The sequence below is a fragment of the Ruminococcus sp. AF20-12LB genome (assembly GCF_003478985.1).
Classification (GTDB): Bacteria; Bacillota; Clostridia; order Lachnospirales; family Lachnospiraceae; genus Blautia_A.
This window is the reverse complement of record NZ_QUGH01000037.1, coordinates 1-648: the sequence shown is the minus strand read 5'-3', so window position 1 is coordinate 648 and position 648 is coordinate 1. Positions and strand designations below refer to the sequence as shown.

Here is a 648-nt window from a genome sequence, read left to right as displayed (position 1 = left end):
AAAATCGGAATTTATAAAGGAGAATATTGATGAAACTATTTTTATGTTCGCACTTTTCAAGTGTGGGAAGTCTGATAAAGGAAGAAATTGAAAATAAGAAAGTCGCATTTATTCCAACAGCTTCACTGCGTGAAGGCTACACCGGTTATGTCGGCTCGGCTCGAAAATTATTCAATAAGTTGGGAGCAATCGTAACTGAAATTGATATTTCAACGGAGGCTTATTCAACGATACAGTCTGTTTTTGAAGAAGCAGATGTGATATATTTTACCGGCGGAAATTCTTTCTTTCTTATGGACCAGCTCCGTAAAACGGGAACTGATGGGCTACTGAAAAAGGAATTGGCAAATGGAAAATTGATGATCGGCGAGTCGGCAGGCGCAATTATATGCGCTCCAAGCATCCAATATATCGAGCAAATGGATAAAAAGCCAGAGGACTACTCACAAGAAGATGATGCAGGGCTTGATTTGATTGATTTCTATGTTCTTCCGCATTATCTTACAGCACCATTTAAGAAAGTTACCGAGAAAATAATGACTGAGTTTTCGGATTTGAATCTATGCCCAATTAACAACCGTCAGGGAATTGTAATTGATGGTGAAGGTTCAAAGGTTATTTGCAAAGACTAATTTGAAAATTCAAGTT

The 648-nt window shown here is 37.8% G+C and carries 1 protein-coding gene; it reads left to right on the top strand.

All coding sequences use genetic code 11. From position 1 onward, the window contains the following. The first annotated feature begins 29 nt into the window (after positions 1 to 29). The gene (locus DWX61_RS18720; protein WP_118626683.1) at positions 30 to 632 is read left to right on the top strand and encodes a Type 1 glutamine amidotransferase-like domain-containing protein; all 603 of its coding nucleotides are present in this window, start codon (positions 30 to 32) and stop codon (positions 630 to 632) included. Positions 633 to 648: the final 16 nt, after the last annotated feature.

Bases quoted from the DNA above. Each gene is read 5' to 3' on its own strand.
- DWX61_RS18720 (WP_118626683.1), top strand. From the start codon at position 30: ATGAAACTATTTTTATGTTCGCACTTTTCAAGTGTGGGAAGTCTGATA.